This window comes from Epilithonimonas caeni DSM 17710 (assembly GCF_000426465.1).
Taxonomy (GTDB): Bacteria; Bacteroidota; Bacteroidia; order Flavobacteriales; family Weeksellaceae; genus Epilithonimonas; species Epilithonimonas caeni.
In genome coordinates this window covers 476,639-498,721 of the sequence record NZ_AUFK01000013.1, presented here as the reverse complement: position 1 = coordinate 498,721, position 22,083 = coordinate 476,639, and the positions used below count along the sequence as shown (strand labels likewise).

Below are 22,083 nucleotides of genomic sequence, written 5' to 3'. Positions count from 1 at the left end.
TTTTGTCAGGCTGAGGCTCTCGAAGTTTTTCATTTTTGAAACCTTTTGCTTTTTTCCTTGATTCTTCCCTCTTGATTCTTGTCTTCTGATTCTCTATCTTTGAATCGATGAATGACTCTCTTTTTGAAATTGTAGAACACACCAACCGAAACATTTTCCTTACCGGGAAAGCTGGCACCGGAAAGACTACATTTCTGAACGACTTTGTAAAAAAAACAAAGAAAAAGCACATTGTAGTTGCACCTACGGGAATTGCAGCTATCAATGCCGGCGGCGTTACCATCCACTCTATGTTTGGATTGCCACTCAGGACCTTTCTCCCGACCACGGAAAGAATCGACCAAAATCTGGCTAACAACATTGCAGATCTGATGGTCCATTTCAAATATAGAAAAGACAAGCTGAAACTTCTGCGCGAAATTGAAATTATCATAATTGATGAAGCATCGATGCTGCGTGCAGATGTTTTGGATATGATGGATTTTTCACTGAGACACGTTCGCCGGAATCAGCAGAAATTCGGTGGTGTTCAGATGTTGTTTATTGGCGACCTTTATCAGCTGCCGCCTGTAGTGAGAGATGAACATATTCTTTCGATGTATTATCCATCGCCATTTTTCTTTCACGCCAAAGCCTTGGAAGGTAGTAATTTCATCACATTGGAACTCACCAAAGTTTACCGGCAGACCGATGAACATTTTCTCGAAATCCTAAATGCCATCCGGGACGGAATTACCGAAGATATCGACTTTGAAGCTTTGAACGAAAGATATCAACCCGACTTCGACCCAAAAGATGAAGCTTATGTTTATCTATGTTCGCACAACAAAATGGCGGATGACATCAATCAAAAAAAGATAAAAGAGCTCGGCGGAAAATCTCATACTTACACCGCAGATGTTGTTGGCGATTTCAAGGAAACGCAGTATCCGAATGATGAAGTTCTGGAACTGAAAGTCGGCGCACAGATCATGTTCATCCGAAATGATACGTCTCCCGATAAAAAATATTATAACGGGAAACTCGCTCAGATCTCTTATCTGGATGAGGATGAAATTTCTGTGATCCTTGATGGAAGTGAGGAAGAAATTACTTTGAAGGCTGAAACCTGGGAACAGAAAAAATATTCTTTGGATGATGAGAAAAATATCAAAGAAGAAGTTCTGGGAAGCTTCAAACAGTTTCCGATCCGTTTGGCCTGGGCGGTTACAATCCATAAAAGTCAGGGTCTGACGTTTGACCGGCTGATCATCGATGCAGGAAAAAGTTTTGCTTCCGGACAGGTTTATGTTGCGTTATCACGTTGTCGAACTTTGGAAGGAATTGTCCTTAAATCCAAAATCACACCCGAAGTTATTTTCTCTGACAAAAGAGTTTCAAAGTTTCAGGATGAGACGCACGCCAATTCGAAGATCGAGGAAATCCTCAATTCTGAAAAGTACGATTACAGCATCCAAAAAGTCATTAGAAGAATCGATTGTGTTTGGTTTCAATCCGCTTTGGAAAATTGGATGGTTATCAGCCGAAGCAGTAAATTTATTGATAAAGAAAAAGCAGATTATCTTTATCATTGTTTGAAAGCTGACATTGAAAATTACATCACTATTTTCCAAAAATTTGAAAGGATCTTGGTTCAGAAAACTCAGAAATTCCTGCAAGGTGAGGAAGAATGGACCGAGATCGAAATAAAGGCCAAAGGTGCAGTGAATTTCTTTTTCACGAATGTGAATGAGAAAGTTTTTTCTCCACTCAAAGATTTCTATTCTGAAACCAAAGGTGTAAAAGGTTTGAAAGCCTTCAACGAAGATTTTCGTGTTTGGCTGGATGATATCGAAGATTATCTTAAGGATTTGAAAGAGGTTTATCTTTTGGAAACACCATTATTTGATAAAGAAAAAGATGTTGAAGTCTCTATGGCCATCAAGAAAGTCCCGACCCACGTTTTGACATATCAATTGTTCCAAGACGGGAAAACAGTTTCGGAGATTGCGAGAGAACGAGGCTTGGTCAACTCCACAATTTTTGGGCATCTATCCAAATATGCTGAGCAGAATCTATTGGACAGAAATGATTTGCTGAGAATCTATCCTAAGGAAAAAGTGACCGCTTTTGAAAAGATTTTCAAACAGAGCCCAAAAGATAATATCAATGATTGGAAATCTGTTTTGCCCTCGGACTTTGATTATGGAGAGATACGATTGATCTGGAATTATTTTTTGAATTTGAAGAAATAGTTTAAGCCCGAAGTCTGCAAAGATTCTTTTCCCTTATTGAAAATATTTAAGGTTTGCAAAGACGTTTTGCTCAGCAAGAGATTAATAAATCCAGTAGCGTACCTACGGCACGCAATTTCTTTTTGTCAACATTTTCTATTAACAGGTTGCTCCGCTGGAACATCTTGAAATCATTCGCAACGCTATTTTAAAATCAGTATTATTGTAAGATTGACTTCGTCGAACCATTTTGTAATGTTTCCTCCGGAATGACAAAAGATCATGTTTGAAAAATGAAATAAAAAAGTCGCAAAGTAAAATTTGCGACTTCGTATTTATATTAAACCTGAATTAATTGATCAATTCAAATCTTGCATATTCTGCAATTTTCTTTGGCAATCTGATGCCTTCAGGCGTTTGATTATTTTCCAAAAGCGCGGCCATAATTCTTGGTAAGGCCATTGCAGAGCCGTTCAGGGTGTGAACCAATTGCGTTTTTCCGTCGCCTTTATAACGGCATTTCAGACGGTTAGCCTGGAACGTTTCGAAGTTGGAAACAGAACTTACTTCCAGCCATTTCTCCTGCGCTGCACTCCAAACCTCGAAGTCGTAAGTCATTGCCGATGCAAAACCTGTATCTCCGCCGCAAAGTCTCAGTATCCTGTATGGTAATTCCAGATCTTCCAAAATAGACTTGATATGTTCTACCATTTCTTCTAAAACAGCGTAAGAATTTTCCGGTTTTTCGATTCTTACAATCTCTACTTTTTCGAATTGGTGAAGCCTGTTCAAACCTCTTACGTGCGCACCGTAACTTCCTGCTTCTCTTCTATAACACTGGGAAAATGCTGTATTCTTGATTGGCAAATCTTTTTCATCCAACAAAACATCACGATAGAGATTCGTAACCGGAACTTCAGCTGTTGGGATCAGATACAGATCATCTGCCCCGACATAGTACATTTGTCCTTCTTTATCAGGCAATTGTCCGGTTCCATAACCAGAAGCCTCATTCACAACGTGAGGTGGGTTCACTTCAAGATAACCAGCCTCTGTATTTTTATCAAGGAAATATTGAACCAAAGCTCTTTGTAATCTTGCGCCTTTCCCAAAATAAACAGGAAACCCTGCTCCGGCAATTTTTACTCCTAATTCAAAATCGATCAGGTTATATTTTTTTGCCAATTCCCAGTGCGGGATCGCGCCTTCCCCAAGACCTTCTACCGTTGTAGATTCATAAATGATCTCGTTGTCATCAGCAGAAACGCCGGCAACCACTTTTTCATTAGGAATATTCGGAAGTTGGTAAAGAATATTGATCAAGTTCTTCTCAGCTTCGTTCAGTTGAGATTGTAATTCTTTGCTGGATTCTTTGTATTGCGACGTTTGGGATTTTGCAGCTTCTGCTTCCTCTTTTTTTCCCTCTTTCATCAGAATTCCTATTTCCTTGGAGATCCTGTTCATTTCGGAAAGTTGTGAGTCCAGCTCAAACTGTAATCTTTTTCTTTCGTCGTCAGCGTTGATTGCTGCATCGACCAAATCTAATTCCTTGAAGTTTCTTTTCTTCAAGCCTTCCAAAACGCGCTCTTTGTTCTCGCGCAAAAAATTAACCTGTAACATAGTTTGGTTGTTGGTTGATAGTATTTCGTAATCAGAAAATCAATTTCAATTCTCTGACGTTTGCAAATTTAATGATTTTATTTCACGATTTTGACCACATTTCTCTGTCCTTGAACTTTTGTGAACTTCAGTTCTTCATTATACCAGAGTTTTGACAGTTGGAAAAGAGAAGGTGTCCATTTGTATTCTATCCTGATCGTGTCAGGGTCTGTAGTTGTAACTGAATTCTTAGTAGTCACAAGCTGAATTATAAAATTGGAGTAATATATTTTCTCTTCCGGGCTTATGGAATCCTGCAAAAGTCTAACTGCTCCGGCTGGGTAATCCAGATAAGTAACAGTGTCCGCATCTTTTATCAAGCTATATCCTGTAATAGGCTTAAGGGCCGTTTCATCTAAAAGATCAACCAAATTAACAGAAGTGTAGGAACCATCGATCTTAGAATTCAACATATCTTGACCGGCAGAATTATGGATATAAAGATTCAGAACCTGGTCGATTGTCTGGATATCTTCTTCATCTCCGCGGCAACAGACCAATGTAAGCAAGACAAGTGTGATTGTAAGAAAATATTTCTTCATAACACAAAGGTAAAATAAAAATACGTTATCGGTTTTCAAAATATTTCTGATACCAAAGTTCGAATGTCACAAGTTGCCAGATCTTCACACAATCGTATTCATTATTCTGGTTATGCCACCAATCATTAATGATTTTCGAATCAAAAAAACCTCTCTTTTTCAGGCTATCCAGATTTTCTAAGATAAAATCTCTAACCTTTGGTTCTGTTTTGATGAAATGTGAAAGCGGAAAAGAGAAACCACGTTTTGGCATTTTCAAGATCTCCGTATGTACATATTTTTCCGCCACTTTTCTTAGAAGCGGTTTATTCTGAACACCATTATACCTTAAGCTTTCCGGCAATGTTGATACATAATTGATCAGGTCATTACTAAGATAAGGATAACGGAATTCTACACCATATTTCATCGCGCTCAGATCATCGCGGAAAACATGATGTGACGAGAGAGAGTACTTCATATCATACTCATAAAGGCCTTCATAATCTTGTGTTTCTGATAATTTTTTATCGTTTAAATCTGAATTGATCTTATTAAAGATCTCCTTCTTAAAAACACTTTTTGCCTCGAAAGGTTTCATCCCAACCTGACTTTGCCTGAAAAAATCCAGCATACTGTCTTGAGAAAAATAATTTTTGACCTTTTTGGAAAAGTTGTCGTCCGTGAAAATAAAATGGCGGATGAAATTGAACTTTCTCATAGACTTCCACTTATCGAGTTTCAAAGAGTGGGAATATCCCGCAAAAAGTTCATCAGCTCCATTTCCACTCAAGACAACTTTGAATCCTAGATCTTTTGCATATTCGGCCGCATTCATCAGAACTTCCAGACTGCTGTATGGCTCCTCGAAATGTTGGATGTTTTCTTTTAATTGATCCAAAACTTCTTCATCTGTAACGTTTTTTATATGATGAGGAATTTCAATTTTCTCAGCCATCAGAGAAGCATTCTTCACTTCATTTTCTGAAAATTGATACGCAATCGTAAAGGCGTTGATATCTTCTTTGTATGGTTTTGATTTTGCCGTGATCAGGGTAGAATCTATCCCACCACTCATCATGCTTGTCACGGGAACGTCTGCAAAAAGCTGTTTTTCCACACTTTCCGAAAGCAGTCTATCAATCTCGGTGATTGCTTCTTGTTCTGTTATGTTACCCGCTTTTTTAGTTGGAAAGTGCCAATACTTTTCTTTTGATGATGAAAAATCATTCATATCAAAGATCAAAAAAGTTGCAGGTTCCAAAGAATAGATATTCTGGAAACAAGTTTCCGGAGCCAATGTCGTCTGAAAAAGAAAGTTACTGTAAACGCCTTGCCAATTGATTTCCGGAGTGATGCACTCATTCTTCAAAAGTGCTTTTATTTCTGATGCCCAGATCAATTCGTTTTCTTTTTCATAATAGAACAGAGGTTTCATTCCTACCCTGTCCCTTGCCAGAAGTAATTTTTTTTTATCCAAATCGACCAAGGCTATGGCAAACATCCCGTCAAATTTAGGAAGCATATCCGTTCCCCATTCTTCGTAAGACCTTAAAATAACTTCTGTATCAGAATGGCTTTTGAAATGATGCCCCAAATCTTCTAATTCCTTCCTTAATGTTTTGAAATTATAGATCTCCCCGTTGAATGTAATTGTAATCCTTTCATTGTCAGAGAGCATCGGCTGATGGCCTTTTTCCGAAAGATCCAAAATAGAAAGCCTACGAAATCCTAATGCAATATTAGTCTCTGAATCAGGTAGAACAGGAAAGATTTTTTTGACTTGTTGTGTAGAACTCTCTCCAGAAAAAGACTGCCCTTCCTGTCCATCCGAAAGCCAAAATCCTTCATCATCCGGACCACGATGCCGGATCGCATTATTCATCTCCAAAATATTCTTAGAGGAAATTCCTTTCTTTGATAAATAATAACCACAGATCCCGCACATGTCTTAATATTTTTCGATTCGTAAAAATAAGTTTTTGATTTCTATTTCTAAGAACTCCTGAATAGGAATATTAGTATTTTTTCCTGGAAAAAGTTTGCAACAGATTAGTAATTTCATCTTTCGTTATCAAATAATCCCGAATCTTGAAATCCGTGTTCTGATAGAATTTCCAAAACAATATTGATCCTGAAACCAAATAAGAAGCAGTTGTTACAAAACATGCGCCCCAAATCCCCCATCGTGGGATAGCGAAGTAAGAAAGAATTACTGTTATAAGTAAGCCTATAATTGATTTAACATTCAAGATCTTAAGCTGCTTGATCGCAGAAAAATAATAGCCGACCATATCACTTATTGCTATTGCAAAGATCCCTGGAGAGAGAAGAAGCATAATTTTTTTGGTCTCGCTAAATTCATTTCCGAAGATCAAAACATACACTTGTGCCGGAATAATGATAATTCCGATAAGAAAGACAAGCATCAATGTGAAAGAAAGTTTGAGCGAAGATTTGGTTTTGATGATAGATTCTTCTTTGCTTTTAGAGTTGACAACATCAGAATAAAGAACCACTGCAATGCTTCGGGTGATTGTCCAGATCGCTTCGGAGAAAGTAATTCCTATGGAAAAAATACCAACCGCGGCAATTCCCTCAAAATATTCTAAAAAGTAAAATGAAAGTCTGTAATTCAGGAATTGGACAAATGCGCTCAATTGTGTTTTCCAACCGTATTCGAACATATCGATGAATACTGTTTTTGAGAACTTAAAATCTCTGATTTTACATTTTCTTATGATCTGATAAAAACTCAATAAAAACAATAATATCAGACATAAAATCTGAGCAAGAAAATAAACAGAAACGTCTTTTAGTTTTACAAAATAAATCAATACGACTATGAACAAAACGTGCATCAGCTGTTGTAAAACCGTATAAAGGTTGAACATCTTGATATTCTGAGTGCCTATGAACAGACTTATATTGGTCGTAAGCAGCGATGAGAACACAGAAATACCAATAAGATAATATAAATACGAACCCTGAATAGAAGACAAGGCAAAGACCAAAGGAATTGCCACACCTACCAGTAATGACCATATATAGGAATAGACCAATACCTGTTCCATCTTGAATCTGTGGGCAAAATATGATGTGCTGCTGCCGGAAAAAATACTACTGAAAAAACTTACAATGGCAACATTTGCAATGACAATCGAAATTGTTCCTTTTCCCTCGCTTCCCCAGATATTGGTAGAAAAGATGACCAAGCCGAAACTTAGTATCAATATCAAAAACCGGGAAATGAAAGTCTGAACAACTTTGAGCTGCTTCATTTTTAGCTTTTTGGTAATGAATGGTCTATAAAGTTAACGAAAGAATCACTAATGATATCCCAATTATATTTTTGCACGAATTCTCTCCTGGCAGTTTTTGCTTGTTGATCATAAAGTCCAGGTTCATCAAGATACTTTTCTATGCAATCGACAATGTATCCTGAATCTTTTGGATCGACTAAGAAGCCGAAATCTGAGATATCCATATGCTTTCGGATTCCCTTCAAATCGGAGTAAATAACCGGTTTTCCTGCGCCCATATAATAAAACAGTTTTATAGGAAGGGAATGATGATTCTCGAAATTAAATTCCCTCAGGTCAAAACAAATATCGGTATCCGAAAAAGCCTTTGTAAAATCTTCAAATGATGTCGGTTTTCGAATCTCTATATTTTTGATTGATAATTTTCCGACCTGGCCATCGAAATAGACCTGATCCTTTCCTGTTCTCGCAGAGCCTATGATCAGGATCTTAATGATCAATCCTGGTCGTCTTTTTGCAAGAATCTCGACAGCTTTGAAAAAATTGCCAATTCCCTTATCCTCAGAAAGTGCACCTGTATAACAAAGTGTAATTTTATTATTTTCGAGCGTTCTTATATTCTCAACAACGAATTTCTGATCCGGATAATATGGCAAAATGAGCTTCTTTTTGAAAGGAAAAAAATAAGCCAGTGGAAATTTTTTGGTCTCTTCCCCAAAAATAAAGTCTGTACTTAGAAAACCGGCATATAGCTGTATCAGAAAAAACTTGACCCCATGAATCAATTTCATCGGAAAATTATAATCCTGAAGCATCGTCATCGCAGGATACCACTCTGTAATATCGTAAACAAGACTTACCTTTTTATTTTTCTTGAATTTGTGAGCTGCAATTACCGCAATCGGTTCCGAACAGATAATGGAATCCGGCTGATAATCTTTACAAACTTTCAGAAAAGTTTCTGTTTTTTGTCCCGAACTTTGGTTTAGTATTGAATATGACTCGATTTGAATATGGTCAATAACTCCTGTAAATTCTGAACAAAGGCTACAAATTTTCACATCAAAACCACGTTTCACAAGTTCCGTTGCCTGATGAAAAAAAATCCGATCATCATCATATTTGTGAGCCGTGGTCAGGAAAAGTATTTTCAAAGTGCGATCTTGAAATTATTGAATCTGGAATTAATAGAAAACTAAGCTATAGATGAAGCCCAGCTTCTTGCAAAAGGTTGTAAAAAATGACTGAGAAAATCCAGGTAAGTATTTTTGGAAAAATCAAAGACCTCGATGTCTTTTGATAATTCTCCACTTCTGATCTTACTTTTGAAGTCCGCCAGCTTCAAGGTTTTAACTTCTCCGTTTTCTACATAGCTGGCTTTCATTCTGTCAAACAATCCCAGATCAAACTCAGTGTCCAATTCCCTCATGATCTTCCCAAGTGCATCTATACTACAACCGGAAGCCGCTTCTTTTTCCTCGTCAACACAAATGATAATGAATTGATTTTTTTCGATTTTGAAAGAAGAAGACAATTCTTTTCCGTGTGCCGCCCAATCGCCTAAGAAATCATATAATTTTTCTGCGATAACTTTACTTTCTTTCGCCGTAAAAGGTCTGGATGCGGGATATATAATAACGCGATAATCGTTTGTTTCTACAAAACTGGATTCCTCTATTTTCATTTTCAGTAATTTAAAATATAAAATTACGGATTTTTCCCGAGTCGGAAACCATTGTATTTTTTGCTCAAAGCAAATGAAAGTATTATTAAAAGTAAAATAATGAATCCGAAGAAAAATCTAAGTGTAGCGGATTGCGGAAAAAAAACAAATTTGATATAAATATTAATGAAAATAAAAAGTGAATAGATCCTTATCCATTTATCTTTTGACAAATAAAATATCAGTCCCAAACTACCAATTGCAATTAATGTTATCTTTTTAAAATTTATTATTCTTTCAAAAAGGATCACAGCATAATCCTGTAAAGTAAAACTTGCTGGCTGAGCCGAAATAATAGGTCGCCTGTAAATAAAGGTATCATAGAAAAGGCTCTTCCAGCCAGGAAAATCGTAAAATTTGATTATGAAAAAATATAATATGATGAGGACTGCAGCCTGTAGAAAATAACTTAAATCGATTTTTTTATCAATCATAAATTTGCAGCTCCAAGCCGTGATAAGATAGGTAATCGTAAAAGTAATATAATCTGGTCTGATAAAAGTTATCAAGAAAAGCACTATAAACATGATCCACTTTTTCCATTGTTGGATAAGTGCAATCATAAAAATCAACAAAAACACAAGAATAAACATATCCGGTGTCGATATTCTGGACATTTCTGTTACAGGTGGCAATAGTAAGATCCCAATAGTTGCAAAAAAAGCAATCAAATAATTATCCGGAAAGATGATTTTGAATATATAAAACAGGAGAATCCCCGAAAAAAAATAAGATATAAGGCTTAAGAAAAGGACTGACATTGGTGCCGTAAATCCAATTTTGTATAAAAATCTAATTACTAGATTATATCCAACTTTTATGTTATAATAAGGAAGTTGCTCAGAAAAAGCCTGTGTGCTTTTTTCAAAATATTGCCTGGATACATCCTTAGGATCTGTTCCTATCAGATCAGCATAATGGTCAGCTGGTGCTTCTTTTTTTATTGATGAAAAAGTGAGCTCTCTGACTTTGTCTTGAGAATCAGGATGACCCAACGTATATATGGAGCCGATGTAACCCGGCATATCCCAATCATAAACCCTGTTATGGTAATTCCAATAAGTGAGGGCAACTAAAATCGGTAATAAAAATAATACGGAAAGCTTCCATTTGTTTTCCATGGACAATCAGAGATATTAGTTTAATTATAGATCTTCAGCTTCTGCCAAAAGTTCTACAATATCTTTAACTTCTACTTCTGTATTTTTATTAAAATGTTTCACGCCATCTGTCATCATCGTATTACAGAAAGGGCAACCTGTCGCAATCACTTTCGGTTCGAACGAAAGTGCTTCTTCTGTTCTTTCTATGTTAATGTCCTTATTCCCTTTTTCCGGCTCCTTGAACATCTGGGCACCTCCTGCTCCACAGCATAAGCCGTTCGTCTTGCAACGTTTCATTTCTACCAATTCAGCATCCAATTTTTCCAACAACATTCTTGGTGCTTCATATTCATCATTTGCTCTCCCGAGGTAGCATGGGTCATGGAATGTGATCTTTTTTCCTTTGAAACTTCCCCCTTCTATTTTCAGTCTTCCTTCCTGCATCAATTGTTTTAGGAATTGCGTATGATGTAAGACTTCATAATTCCCACCTAAACTCGGATATTCATTTTTCAACGTGTTGAAACAATGTGGACAGGCCGTTACTATCTTTTTGACCTCGTAAGCATTCAGCACCTCAATATTGGTCAAGGCCATCATTTGAAAAACGAACTCATTCCCGGCACGTTTTGCAGGATCGCCGGTACAAGATTCCTCTTGTCCCAGAACAGCGAATTCTACATTGATCTTATTAAGGATTTTGCAGAATGCACGTGTGATCTTTTTCGCACGATCGTCAAAACTTCCGGCACAACCTACCCAAAAGAGAACTTCGGGAGATTTGCCTTCCATTGCATATTCCGCCATTGTTTTTATAGTGAAATCCATATTAGTTTCAATTTACCAATATAACAGTGGAACAATTTATCAATCTTTGTTACATTGTTACATTTTTTACATTGTTAAATTAATTATCATTTGCCCAGTTCAAACGATCAGCCTGGTTATATTGCCAGGGTGCAGCATTGTTCTCGACATTGGTCATCATCAGATTCAATTCGGTAGGTGCTGCGGACTGTTCCATTACCAGGAATCTTCTCATTTCAAAAATAATTGATAGCGGGTCAATTAAAACCGGACAAGCTTCTACACAAGCATTACAGGTGGTACACGCCCAAAGTTCTTCTTTGGTAATATAATCGTTCAATAATTTTTTTCCGTCATCTACAAACTTGCCTCCATTTTTATTAAGATTTTTACCGACTTCTTCCAGACGATCTCTGGTCTTCATCATGATCAGTCTTGGAGATAATTTTTTTCCCGTGATATTTGCCGGGCAGACAGAAGTACATCTTCCGCATTCTGTACAAGAATAGGCACTCATTAGCTGATGCTGATTGAGGTCAAAGATATCCTCTGCACCAAACTTCGCAGGAACTTCTGTCTCACCTTCAGCGGGAGCCGCATAAGGGTCGGCATTCGGGTCCATCATCAACTTGATCTCTTTCGTCACAGAATCCAAATTGTTGAATTTACCTTTTTTCTCAAGATTCGCAAACCATGTATTCGGAAAGGCTAAAATGATATGAAGATGTTTGGAATAATACAGATAATTCATAAAGAACAAAATCCCGACAAAGTGAAACCACCAAGCTGATTTTTCTATGATATGAAGTGTTTCCAGACTGAAATTCTGAAAGAAAGGAAACAAATATTTTGAAATGGGGAAATTAGAACCAAAACGAGCTGAATCAGAATAATAATCTGCCCCGTTCATCGTGAAGAAAGCGACCATCAAAGAAAATTCGATGATCAGGATCCAATTGGCATCTTGTTTTGGCCAGCCGAACAGTTCTTTCATCGTCAATCTCTTGACACCATAAAAATTTCTTCTGATAAAAAATACGACAACTGCCAATACGACCAAGGCCGCTAAAACTTCTAAGGCCCCTGTAAAAAAGGAATAAACCGAATCCCCCAGAATGCTTTGTAAAAAACGGTGTGTCCCGAAAATCCCGTCAATAATGATCTCCAATAATTCTATATTGATAATCACAAATCCGACATATACAAAAATGTGCAGAATACCCGCAATAGGACGCTTTACCATTTTACTCTGTCCAAGTGCAACCCTGGTCATGATTGCCCAACGTTCCGATCTTCTGTCAGTTCGGTTGATCTCTCTACCTAATTTGATATTGCGATATAATTCTTTCAGACTTTTGGCAAATAATCCAAAGCCTGCCACCAAAAGAATTAAAAAAATTACATTGTCAATATATTGCATAGTTATTTTTTATCAGAGTTTTTTCCAAAAACAGAGAAGTTCAAATATCTTTTTGGGTTGGCCTTGAAATCTACCACCAACTCATTAAGGTTATTAGAAGTCTTTGTTAGATTGTTGTAAAGCTCTTCATCTTTTGCCAATTTACCAAGAGAACCTTCGCCGTTTTGTATGCCGGAAATAACGTTATTCAGTTTATTAGCTGTCTGATTGAACTGATCGATCGTCCCATTCAATTTCTCAATATCCACACGCTCAGCAACAGAGCCGTATTTATCCAAAGTTTTATTTGCCGTTATCATTGCCTGATTGGCACTTACAACCACTTCGTGCAGACCTTTTTCGTTACTTGCCAAAATACCGTTCGTTCTATCGGAGGTCGCCTTGAAGGACTCAATCGTTTTGTTGAGATTGCCCAGCAATAATTTGATCTCCCTTCTGTTCTGCTCGTCAACAATTTTATTAGTGCTCGCCAAGGTTGAATCTAACTTCAACAAAACACCGGACAACTGATCTTTTACGGGTTTTACTTGGGAGGACAATGAATTCAGCATTGATAATTGATAATTCCCTTTTAAAGTATCGCCGTCTTTCGCCGTATCTCCTCCGTAAAACAGATTGATCTTGATCTCTTTTCCAGACATCAATCCCGGTTCGAAGATCTCTACGGTAGAATTCCTTGAGAATTCAAAATTATCATCGACTGTCAATTTCACGACAAAATGTAATTTCCCACTTTTGGCTATTGGTTTTATTTCATCTACTTGTCCAACTTTTAATCCGTTTATAGAAACGGGATTGGAAACAGAAAGGCCTTCTACGTTATCATACTTTACATAAAAAATATTATCCGTTGTAAAAAGGCTTTTCCCTTTCATAAATTGATAAAGCACGACAAAACTGATAATGGCAAATATTGCGATCAATCCTGTTTTTAATTCTTTACTTAACTTCACGTTTTTGTTGGTTTTACTAATTAGCAAATATAAGAATATTGGATCTATAATTATTATAAAATAAAAAACAACAGAAGCGACAATCATGCCGCTTCTGCTTATTTTGATATATTATTGAATCCATTATTGAGCTGTCTTGTCCCAAACCTCGATTCTAAAATCTTTGATATCGGCATTGTCTTGAAGACTCTTCAGGAATGCGCCTGTAAACTGTTGAGAATTCTGCTGATTGATAGACTCCGTGATCTGCTTAATATCTCCTGGCTGTTTGTTGGTCTTAACAGATTTTTTAACCACCAGATAAACACCTGTCATCCCTTCGATTGGCTGTGATAATTTGTTTGCAGCCACTCCAAATGCAGCTCCGGCAACTTTCGGTTCCATTGCTCCATTTACAGCAGGATTGAATAAGTTAACATCTGCATTTCCTTTTGTAGTGCCAAAAGCTTTAGCCACCTGATCAAGAGATGTATATTTTCCCGCATTGATCTTTTCGATGATCTTCTTAGCAAGAACTTTATTCTTCACAACAGGTTCGATCTGATCTCTTACGGTTTCCGGATCGGCAAGACCTTCGTCCTGTTTTCCTACAACATAGGCTACGATTCTGTCACCAGTTCCCTCTACGGTAAAGATGTCTGTATCCCCAACATTTCTTTTCTTATCGAAAGCCCAAGCAATCACATCAGAATCTTTATCAGTATTAAGACCAGGAAGCGTTCCCTGGAAACGGCCTACAGTTTTAGGATTGTCGAATCTGTATTTATTTTTCTCAGCTAAGCTTTTGAATTGATTAAAACTTTTTCCTTCAGTCTGTTGGATAAATCTTGTAGCTTGGGTCAAAACTTGGTTTTCCGTCTTATCAGAAGCTTTGATAGCTTTTGCAAGGTGCGCAATTTTATAAGCCATAGAACCAGACTTCTTATCTTCTATATTAATGATGTGATAACCAAAAGATGTTTCAGCAAGACCTGTTGTTCCTTTAGGGTTATCAGCCAAGAATTTTAGATATCCTGGAGCGAATGGAGAACTTGGAGTTGTCCAACCCACGCTACCATTCCTTTCAACAGCGTTTGGTTCATCAGATAGTTTCAATCCTTCAGCAAATTTAGACGGGTCAGCCTTAATAACTGCTAATAAACTATCAGCAGTTTTTTTAGCCGCATCTTTTGTTCTTGTTGCCGTAGAACGTTCTGCACCTTTATATCCAATCAAGATGTGTTTTGATTGTGTAGAATCAGATGCTTTTTTATCTAATAATTTTGATACCACATACAGGCTTTGCTCCTTGTAAGGTCCAAAAGTTTGTCCGATAGCTGCTGTAGCAATTTTATCCTTAAGTTCTGCTGGCAATTGTGTAGGGCTTACATATTGAGGAATGAAAGGGACATCAGAATTAAGTTCCACGAACATTGAGTCATTCTTTGTATTCTGGAAGTTTTCCGTTCCACCAGAAGCATCTGTTCCTTTAAGGAAAAGTTTGTTGATTTCATTAAGCGTTGCAGCATCATCTTGAGGACTAGGTGTTGCAGGAAAATAAGCATATGCTAAGTTTCTGCTGGCCGTAGCCTTAAATCTTGTTGGATGCTGCTTGATATAGTCTGCGAGATCTTGGGTTGTAACCTTTACATTATTCTTTTTAGAAAACTCAAGATAATCAACTTTCACGAAATCGATATTGGCCATATCATCACGGAACTTCATCATCAACTCAGCTTCTTTTTTGCTGGTAGTTATGCCGGAGGTCAAGTTGCCGAAAAGCATTCTTGCCATCATTCTGTACTCGATTGCTTTTTTGTTTTTTAGCCAGTAGGAATAATTTTCAGGGTTTGAGGCCTGAGAAGCCTCTATTTCTGATTTAAGTTGCAGAAGTTTGAAATTTCCTTTTTCATCAAAGTATTGCTGACTTTGAGCGAAAATCGGATCATACTGAAGCTGGCTCCAGAATATCTCGTCCGTAAGCTTCAGTCCCATTTTGTCAAACTGTTGTTTTATCAATTTTGACTGTACAAGGATTTGCCAAGCCTGTTCCTCAAGACCTTTGGTTGGTTGCCCTTGTTGCTGGGCCTGTTGCTGCATTATGAAAAGTTGGTCATTGAACTCATCTCTCGTAATATCATCACCATTTACCTTTCCGAAAACATTCGGATTTTTTGAAAACATCTTGTCAAAGGTGTCAGCATTAAAAAGAAATGATACTAATCCTAAAGCTATGACGCCTAATAATAGCCACGACCTTTTTCTAATTTCGCCTAAAATTGCCATTTTATATTATGTGTTTATAATCAGTTTGCGAAAATACATATTTTTAAGAGAATAGGAAAAATAATTTGGATACATTTGTAAATGTGCTTGATAAAATAAAAAAAACCTCTAAAATTTAGAGGTTTCTTTGATCTATTTATCGTTTTTCTTATCCAGTATTTTTTCTCGCATTTTCCCTTCGTTTTGGAAAAGTTTCAAAACTTGTTGCGGTGTAAGGATCTTTAAAAACTTATCTGCATAGGTCCTTCTGTTATTAAGCAATTGCTGACCAATATCAAAGCTTTGGTTGAGACGATTGGTTGCCTCATCATCAGATAATTTATCAAAATTCTTATCGGAATTGAATTTTTCCTTTATTTGTTTCTGATTACTCTGATACTCTGCAAAAAGGCTTTTGAACTCATCTTGTTTGTCTGCTGGGATATCAAGGTCATCAATAGCTATATTCTCTTTCATTTTTTGAAAAAAAGCAGAACGTTCCTTCACAGACATATTACTTACCGCCGTCCTTTTTTCATCGATGTTCATTGTTTTCCATTCGGAAGCTCTGGGAATGGTCGTTTGTCTCTGATAAGTTCCCGAAGGTGACAATGACGACGTGGTTGAACCACTTCTGAAAGATGAACTTGGGCTACTTCTTTGTGTTGTGGTTGTGGTTGGAGTTCCCGTCCTACGTTCTTGTCCTCTGGCAGTGTGTGCAGAAAATAGTCCTGCAATCAAAATAGTCAATAACAATTTTTTCATCTCTCTAAATATTTTGTTATTAATTATAAAGGTCAAGATAGACATCCTGTTCACTATTCCTGTCGATATCCTTGATCTGGTCCGGTGTAAAAGCTACGAGAACCTTTTCAACCTCAGACTCAGACTTTCTTTTCGTTTCCACAGCATAGTCCTGTCTATCCGTATTATCAAAACTATCGTTTCTACGATCATCAGACTTCGACAAATTAGCGATAGCTCTATGTGTTTTCAAATGCCCCACCTTATGTTCAACAGACCGGATTGGACCTGAAACATCTTTGTTGTCAGCTAATGCATTTGTGGATTCTTGTTCTGTAGAATGGATTTCGTAAACACTATCAACGATTGGTTTTTGCTGAGCCATTTGCATCTCAGGGTTATCATTAAGTCCCAAAAACGCAGTAATACCGGCAATCAGAACGATTGCCGCCGCAGCAACCCATTTGAAATTCAAAGAGAAAACTTTTGCTTCTTTCTGAACAACCGGGCTCCTTTCTCCAATTGTTTTCGAGATCACACTATCCTGAAGCGTTCTGAAAAACTCATCCGAAAGCTCCGGATAAGGTGTTTTCCTGTTCAGTTTTTCTATATCAATTTTCATAACTATTCTCTTATTATTTAAAACTCTTCCGAGTAATTGTCCTTTATATATTGTTCAACCTTATCTTTTGCATAATGATAATTGGTCTTCAAAGTTCCGACAGACATATCGAGAATCTTCGAAATCTCCTCGTAAGGCAAATCATCATAATAACGCATATTGAAAACCAGCTTCTGCTTTTCCGGCAATATCTGAATTGCTTTTTGTAAAAGAATCTGGATTTCTTCCGCATCTTTTCCGGCATTATCAGCGACTAGATTCTGCATATGATATTCAGCATCTTCGTCTGTTTTTTTCATCCGGTTCATTTTGTTGAGTTGCTGCAAAGATTCGTTGGTTGCAATTCTGTAGAGCCAAGTGTACAATTTGCTATCACTCTTGAACTGGTGAATATTCTGATAAGCCTTGATAAATGTATCCTGCAAAACATCCTGAGCGAGGTCATGGTCCACGATCAGTCGCCTGATATGCCAATAAAGCCGGCTCTGATAGGTATCCATCATCGCACGCAAACCTTTTTCCACAGTTTGAGGTGCAGATAAAAGCTTTACAATCTCCTCATCCTTTAGCTTCATTCAGGGGTTTCGTAGTTTTGATTAAAAAATAAGACCAAAGTTAAATTATTTTTTCAATTTTCTTTGAAAAACATATTTGAACCTGTCATATTAATGATTATTAAAAATCATACCTATCTTACAAAATTTTATCTTTGTTATATGAAAATAGTCATTATTGGTTCGGGAAATGTCGCTTATCATTTAGCAAAAGCTTTTACTCAAAATAATATCCGGGTTCATCAGATTTACGGGAGAAATGAAATTGAATCAAGAAAAATCTCTGAAGAGTTCAATATTCCCTTTTCGACAGATAAATTGGAAGATGCCGATTTTTATTTGATTTCTGTTTCAGACTCTTCGGTTGAACAAGTTTCAAGTTTAATTAAAAAAGAAAATGCATTAGTTGCTCATACTTCCGGTTCGCTTCCAATGGGAATTTTGAAAGGTAATTATAGAAAAGCAAGTTTCTATCCTTTGCAGACTTTTTCCAAAACCAAAAATCTCAATTATTCCAAAATTCCGCTTTTCATAGAAGCTGAAAATCAGATTGATGAAAAATCATTATTTGAATTAGCTTCGATCATTTCTGAGAATGTTGAAACCTCGGATTATGAGAAAAGAAAATACATTCATCTGACAGCCGTTTTCGCATGTAATTTTGTTAATCATCTGTTTGCGAGAGCAAAAGAGATTTCAGATTCTCAAGATTTACCTTTCGATTATTTCATCCCATTAATTGATGAAACTGTGGAGAAAATTCATCACTTAGAACCTAAATCTGCACAAACCGGTCCTGCTGTGAGAGGCGATGAAAGAATTTTAAAACTCCACGAAGAGCTCATTAATAACGACGAACATTTGAAAATCTATCAACTCATGAATGAGTCGATTAAAAAAATGTATCATAAATAGTGTAACATTTTTGAGAATATTACACTAATTATTTGAAAACAGAAAATATAGAAATTATGAAATCTCTTAAAAAATTAGTCATTCTTCCTTTGCTATTATTAGGATTAATGGTTTCTGCGCAGGAAACGGCCAACCGTTTCTTTTATGAATTAAGCTTCAAACCGAAAAAAGATTCGGCAAAAATCGATAAGGTAATGGCTACACTTGATATTGTAAAAGACAAATCAATCTATCAGGATTTCACGATCACAGCACAGGATTCCATCATAAAAATGGCTGTGGAAGAAATGCAAAAAACAAAAGCCTGGAAAGACCTTTCGAAAACGATAAAAATGCCAAAATTCGCTTTTAAGATATATAAAATGTATCCTGATATGAAAGAGCAATATGTTGACAGAATCAGCAAAAATCTTTTCGCTTACGAAGAAACTATAAAATTCGATTGGAAAATCCTTCCTGACAAAGAAAAAATCGGAGAATATAATACTCAAAAAGCAACAACAGAATTTGGCGGAAGAAAATGGACGGCCTGGTTCTCGACTGATATTCCTTTTCAGGACGGGCCTTACAAATTCTACGGTTTGCCAGGCTTAATTGTGAAAATTGAGGACGAAGGCAAAAACTATTCCTGGTTGTTATCCGGAAACAAAACGGTAAAAAACTGGAAGGAATTTTCTTATGTAGAAGAACTACAGGCACAATCCGGAATGATAAGTAATGATAAGAAAATAATTCCGAAAGATAAGTTCGATAAAGCTTACGCCGCTTACAAACAAGACCCAATGGCAGAATGGCGTGCCCAAGTCCCTCAAAATATGTTGACGATGAAAATGCCAGGAAGTGATGTCACCATTGGTGAAATGATGAAAAATCAGGAAAAAATCGCAAAAGATTTCTTCAATGCAAATGACAACCCAATAGAAGTTGTACCAGTCGCAGACAAAAAGAAAAAATAAATATATAACCGGAAACTTAATTTTCCGGTTTTTTTGTGACAAACATCTTATTTAGATTTATTTAAAATAAGCTATCTTTGTAGTCCAAAAATTTTAGTCTTGCAAACAAAACACATCGATAAACTCTGTTGTTTTCCGAAAAACAAAATCGGGAAAATTCTTGGTTATGATAATGAAAACCTTCAGATGCCAACAAAAATCATCGAGATGGGACTGCTTCCGGAAACCACTTTCAGAGTTCTTTATCAGGCTCCTTTCGGCGGCCCGCTTTACATCGAATATGGCTCGGATAAAACCAGAATCGCACTGAGAGAAGCAGAAGCAAGATTTATTAAGGTAGAATTTTCGGAATGATGCAGGACAAAAAGCAAAAACAAATTCTATTGGTAGGAAATCCCAACGTCGGGAAATCCACACTTTTCAATATTCTTTGTAACAGGAAACAAAAGACCGGAAACTATGCAGGCGTAACCGTTGCCAGCCACTCCGGGAATTATATTTACAAAAATGAGGAGATAGAGGTTATCGATCTGCCCGGTTCTTACAGCATTTATCCAACATCCGAGGATGAGGCTATTTTCTCGCGATATTTGATCCAGGAAGATTATTCCGGTATTGTTTACATTGCCGATGCGATCAATATGAGAAGAAGCTTGCTTCTTTTCCAACAGATCCAGGATCTGGGAATTCCTGTGATTTTGGTGGTCAATCAAGTGGATGAGGCCGAAAAACGAGGAATTAAAATTGATATTTCCAAGCTTTCACAGATTCTGAACATTCCTGTTTTTGAAACCAATGCTAAAAATAATGTTGGGATAGAAACGGTCCGGGAAGCAGTTTTCAATAATGAGTTCAAAATTTCTGAAACTAATTCTTTCGAAATTCCATTGGAACAAAAATCTTTGGTTTACAGGATTTCGTCTAATACCTCAGAAAAGAATCTCTATAAGATCTGGACACTTTTAGCAGCCGATACTTATCTTGGAAAAATTGAGAACATCCACGAAATCATCACTCAGGAAGACTCAAAATGCAGTGTACCAAAACGTTTACAAATTACGGAAACCGTAAGGCGATATCAGAATATTGACAAAATAACCTCCGAAATCACAGAAAAAAAACCTCAGTTAAAAGAATTATTGACTGAAAAATTGGACAGGGTTTTAGTTCATAAAGTTTGGGGTTATGTCGTTTTCTTATTAATTCTGTTATTAATTTTTCAAAGTGTGTTCTTCCTTGCAGAATATCCGATGACGTGGATTGAGGATTTCTTCACCTGGTTATCAGAGTTTTCGGGAAAGAACCTTCCAGAAGGCCCAATTAATTCTTTGGTTTCCAGTGGAATTATTCCGGGGATTGGCGGGATTTTGGTTTTTGCACCACAAATCGGGATTCTTTTATATTTCCTTTATTTATTGGAAGATTCCGGATATATGGCGAGAGTGGTTTTCCTGATGGACAGGATGCTAAGACCTTTCGGATTGAATGGAAAAAGTATTGTTCCATTGGTTTCCGGGACAGCTTGTGCGATTCCTGCAATAATGTCCACGAGAAACATCGAAAACGTCAAGGAAAGATTGATCACGATTCTTGTAACGCCTTTTATGACGTGTTCTGCGAGACTTCCGATTTACAGCATCATTATCGGATTGATCATTCCTGACGACAATTTTTACGGCATTAAATACAGGGCGATTGCATTGATGATAATGTATCTGATTGGATTTCTGATGGCTTTATTTTCATCATTTATTTTGAAAAGTTTCATCAAAACCAAAATCAAAAGTTTTTTGGTAATGGATCTACCAACTTACAAGATGCCTTTGTTCGGATATGATTTCAAATTGGTTTTAGGAAAGGTTTGGGAATTCATTTCCGGTGCTGGAAAAGTGATTTTTACGGTGAGTATCATCCTTTGGGCTTTGAGCTATTTTGGTCCGCCACAACATAAGGATGAGATTCTGGCAACAGAATCTTCACTTGACCATTCCTATCTTGGAAGAATTGGAAGAACGATGGAACCTGCGATTGCACCACTTGGCTACGACTGGAAAATGGGCATCGGAATTCTGACAAGTTTTGCAGCGAGAGAAGTTTTCGTTGGAACATTATCAACACTTTATAGTTTGGATGATGAAGCACCCGAAGGAAAATTGATTGAGAAAATGAGACTGGACATCAAACCGAACGGCGACAAAGTCTTCAGCTTTGCAACCGGTGTTTCGATTTTACTTTTCTATGCTTTTGCCATGCAGTGTATATCAACAATTGCTGTTGTTTACAGAGAAACCCGAAGTCTGAAATGGACCATGCTCCAAACTGTGTCAATGACATTTTTGGCATACTTTTCGGCTTTGATTATTTATCAAATTTTAAAGTAAATTTA

General features: G+C 36.9%; 19 protein-coding genes. 5 read left to right on the top strand and 14 right to left on the bottom strand.

The window, feature by feature from the left end:
• Window positions 1-107: 107 nt before the first annotated feature.
• Window positions 108-2,234 (top strand): helix-turn-helix domain-containing protein, encoded by a 2,127-nt coding sequence (locus K319_RS0107910; protein WP_027383171.1) that lies wholly within the window; start codon window positions 108-110, stop codon window positions 2,232-2,234.
• Between the two features lie 330 nt (window positions 2,235-2,564).
• Here K319_RS0107910 and serS read toward each other — a convergent pair whose 3' ends face one another.
• The 14 genes from serS to K319_RS0107840 all read right to left on the bottom strand — a co-directional run bounded on the left by serS (window position 2,565) and on the right by K319_RS0107840 (window position 17,847).
• Entirely contained in the window at window positions 2,565-3,833 is a 1,269-nt protein-coding gene (serS, locus tag K319_RS0107905) for a serine--tRNA ligase (RefSeq protein WP_027383170.1), read from the bottom strand.
• A 77-nt stretch (window positions 3,834-3,910) separates the two neighbouring features.
• Window positions 3,911-4,414, bottom strand: a complete 504-nt coding sequence (locus K319_RS0107900; protein ID WP_027383169.1) for a hypothetical protein — start codon at window positions 4,412-4,414, stop codon at window positions 3,911-3,913.
• A gap of 25 nt (window positions 4,415-4,439) precedes the next feature.
• Entirely contained in the window at window positions 4,440-6,341 is a 1,902-nt protein-coding gene (gene asnB, locus K319_RS0107895) for an asparagine synthase (glutamine-hydrolyzing) (protein WP_027383168.1), read from the bottom strand.
• 70 nt (window positions 6,342-6,411) lie between these two features.
• A complete protein-coding gene (locus K319_RS0107890) occupies window positions 6,412-7,674 on the bottom strand; it encodes an MATE family efflux transporter (protein WP_034671524.1) in 1,263 nt (420 codons plus the stop codon).
• Between the two features lie 2 nt (window positions 7,675-7,676).
• Complete coding sequence (locus K319_RS0107885; RefSeq protein ID WP_027383166.1) at window positions 7,677-8,810, bottom strand: glycosyltransferase; 1,134 nt, start codon at window positions 8,808-8,810, stop codon at window positions 7,677-7,679.
• Window positions 8,811-8,851: 41 nt separating this feature from the next.
• Window positions 8,852-9,340, bottom strand: a complete 489-nt coding sequence (locus tag K319_RS0107880) for a hypothetical protein (protein ID WP_027383165.1) — start codon at window positions 9,338-9,340, stop codon at window positions 8,852-8,854.
• A gap of 23 nt (window positions 9,341-9,363) precedes the next feature.
• On the bottom strand, window positions 9,364-10,500 hold the full coding sequence (locus tag K319_RS0107875; protein ID WP_027383164.1) for a hypothetical protein: 1,137 nt from the start codon (window positions 10,498-10,500) through the stop codon (window positions 9,364-9,366).
• Window positions 10,501-10,524: 24 nt separating this feature from the next.
• Window positions 10,525-11,310, bottom strand: a complete 786-nt coding sequence (locus K319_RS0107870; protein WP_027383163.1) for a (Fe-S)-binding protein — start codon at window positions 11,308-11,310, stop codon at window positions 10,525-10,527.
• Window positions 11,311-11,389: 79 nt separating this feature from the next.
• A complete protein-coding gene (locus tag K319_RS0107865; RefSeq protein WP_027383162.1) occupies window positions 11,390-12,709 on the bottom strand; it encodes a 4Fe-4S dicluster domain-containing protein in 1,320 nt (439 codons plus the stop codon).
• 2 nt (window positions 12,710-12,711) lie between these two features.
• A complete protein-coding gene (locus tag K319_RS0107860) occupies window positions 12,712-13,662 on the bottom strand; it encodes an MlaD family protein (protein WP_027383161.1) in 951 nt (316 codons plus the stop codon).
• Window positions 13,663-13,785: 123 nt separating this feature from the next.
• Window positions 13,786-15,927 (bottom strand): peptidylprolyl isomerase, encoded by a 2,142-nt coding sequence (locus tag K319_RS0107855; RefSeq protein WP_027383160.1) that lies wholly within the window; start codon window positions 15,925-15,927, stop codon window positions 13,786-13,788.
• Between the two features lie 132 nt (window positions 15,928-16,059).
• Window positions 16,060-16,671, bottom strand: coding sequence for a hypothetical protein (locus K319_RS0107850; protein WP_027383159.1), 612 nt, complete (start codon window positions 16,669-16,671; stop codon window positions 16,060-16,062).
• 19 nt (window positions 16,672-16,690) lie between these two features.
• Entirely contained in the window at window positions 16,691-17,272 is a 582-nt protein-coding gene (locus tag K319_RS0107845; RefSeq protein ID WP_027383158.1) for a hypothetical protein, read from the bottom strand.
• A gap of 17 nt (window positions 17,273-17,289) precedes the next feature.
• Window positions 17,290-17,847 (bottom strand): RNA polymerase sigma factor, encoded by a 558-nt coding sequence (locus tag K319_RS0107840; protein WP_027383157.1) that lies wholly within the window; start codon window positions 17,845-17,847, stop codon window positions 17,290-17,292.
• A 141-nt stretch (window positions 17,848-17,988) separates the two neighbouring features.
• On the opposite strand from K319_RS0107840, the gene K319_RS0107835 reads away from it, so the two are divergent.
• The 4 genes from K319_RS0107835 (at window position 17,989) to feoB (ending at window position 22,078) form a co-directional block, all read left to right on the top strand.
• Window positions 17,989-18,741: a Rossmann-like and DUF2520 domain-containing protein gene (locus tag K319_RS0107835; protein WP_027383156.1), complete on the top strand. Its 753-nt coding sequence runs from the start codon at window positions 17,989-17,991 to the stop codon at window positions 18,739-18,741.
• Window positions 18,742-18,797: 56 nt separating this feature from the next.
• On the top strand, window positions 18,798-19,697 hold the full coding sequence (locus K319_RS0107830) for a GLPGLI family protein (RefSeq protein ID WP_051230520.1): 900 nt from the start codon (window positions 18,798-18,800) through the stop codon (window positions 19,695-19,697).
• A 99-nt stretch (window positions 19,698-19,796) separates the two neighbouring features.
• The gene (locus K319_RS0107825) at window positions 19,797-20,051 is read left to right on the top strand and encodes a FeoA family protein (RefSeq protein WP_027383154.1); all 255 of its coding nucleotides are present in this window, start codon (window positions 19,797-19,799) and stop codon (window positions 20,049-20,051) included.
• Entirely contained in the window at window positions 20,048-22,078 is a 2,031-nt protein-coding gene (gene feoB, locus K319_RS0107820) for a ferrous iron transport protein B (RefSeq protein WP_027383153.1), read from the top strand. Before K319_RS0107825 ends, feoB begins: the two co-directional genes overlap by 4 nt.
• Window positions 22,079-22,083: the final 5 nt, after the last annotated feature.